The organism is uncultured Candidatus Kuenenia sp. (assembly GCF_900696675.1).
Taxonomy (GTDB): domain Bacteria; phylum Planctomycetota; class Brocadiia; order Brocadiales; family Brocadiaceae; genus Kuenenia; species Kuenenia stuttgartiensis_A.
This window is the reverse complement of sequence record NZ_CAADGZ010000266.1, coordinates 1-1,589: the sequence shown is the minus strand read 5'-3', so window position 1 is coordinate 1,589 and position 1,589 is coordinate 1. Positions and strand designations below refer to the sequence as shown.

The window sequence follows — 1,589 nt, the reverse complement described above, 5'->3', positions numbered from 1 at the left end:
GTAACACTTTAGTTCTTTGAAAAATTAATAGCGAAAAAAGGTAAAAAAAGCTGGCGTCTGTTTTTCCTTTGTGGTATAAAAGGCTTCAATAAAGGGAAACAGTTTATGAAGCCTATCATATTCCAATACCGTTCACGAAAACTGCATGCGGACGATATCGCCTTTATAAAGGCGCTCATCGAGCAGCATTTTCTCAGAGGTCGGACTTATATTTCCTGCGAACTATGCAAGCATTGGAACTGGGTGCAGCCCAATGGCAAACATAAAGAATACGCAGCACGAGACCTCCTTTTGAGATTAGAAGAACAGGGATTGATAACGCTTCCTCCACGTATACGGGCCAAAAACAATCTGAAACCCAAGGTCTTTGTCCAGACACCCCTTTTCGTCAGGAGACCACTAGAAGGTAAAATCACAGAGTATGAAAACCTGACAATCCATGTGGTAAAAGACCCTCAGGAAAGATATCTCTGGGAGTATCTCTTCCAACACTATCACTACCTCGGCAATCCCCGGCTTGTTGGCGAACACCTCAGACACATCGTACGTATAGGCAATCAGGTTGTTGCCTGCCTGGGGTGGGCAAGCGCCGCATGGAAAGTCAAAGACCGTGATCGTTTCATTGAATGGGATGAGACGACTAAACGTACACACTTACATTTGATTGCAAATAACGTACGATTTCTCATTCTACCATGGGTTAAGATCAAACACCTTGCATCCAAGGTATTGTCACTTGCCCTCAGACGTCTGTCAGATGACTGGAATACCGTTTACGGCCATCCCGTTTATTTAGCCGAAACCTTTGTTGATACCGCGCGGTTTAAGGGTACCTGCTATCAGGCGGCCAATTGGATTCGTGCTGGCAAAACCAAAGGGAGCGCAAAACGGGGCAATCGCTATCTGTATCATGGCCAACCTAAGGATCTCTACCTCTACCCTCTTCAAAAAAACTTTCGGAGGTTTCTTGACTGTGACCAGGGATGAAGCCATAGCTATTTTGGAGATGGACAGAGAGGATGCGATTCAAGCCATCCTGATACTGGCGGAGAAAGCAGAAAAATATGACCGGCTTTGCGATAAACCGGGTCCGACTACCCCTTCCGGTTCGATACCGCCCTATCTAAAGCCCACAAAGAAAAAGAGAAAACGGCCTTGTGGCAGGAAAAAGGGACATAAGGGAGTTTGCCGGAAACGACCTGAAACAGTAACTGCCTATCAAACGCATTCCATGGAGAGTTGCCCTGATTGCCACCAGCCATTACAAAAACCGGTAAGAACTTATAAGCGATACATCGAAGATATTCCACGCCTTGACCCTGTTGTGACGGAACATACAGTTCATGGTTACTGGTGTGCTTGTTGCAAAAAGATAGTTCAACCCAAGGTCACAGATGCGTTGCATGGCGCCCGACTAGGATTGCGCCTTGTTGTCTTTACCGCATGGCTTCACTACTTAATCGGTATCAGTGTAAACAACATCGTAAAGATGCTTTCCGTATTTTTCAACCTTCAAATAAGCGCCGGCGGTCTAACCCAGGCATGGAAATCCCTTGCAACACTCCTGGAGCCACAGTATAACGAGATTG

1 protein-coding gene and 1 pseudogene are annotated in these 1,589 nt (G+C 46.0%); both read left to right on the top strand.

All coding sequences use genetic code 11. The annotated features are described in order from the left end of the window. The first annotated feature begins 105 nt into the window (after positions 1-105). Positions 106-987 carry a Druantia anti-phage system protein DruA gene (locus QZT26_RS17545; protein ID WP_099325006.1) on the top strand — a complete coding sequence of 294 codons (882 nt, stop codon included), beginning with the start codon at positions 106-108 and terminating at the stop codon, positions 985-987. Further along, positions 974-1,589, top strand: a pseudogene (locus QZT26_RS17540) (IS66-like element ISCku7 family transposase); the annotation flags it as partial. The gene QZT26_RS17545 and the pseudogene QZT26_RS17540, both read left to right, overlap by 14 nt.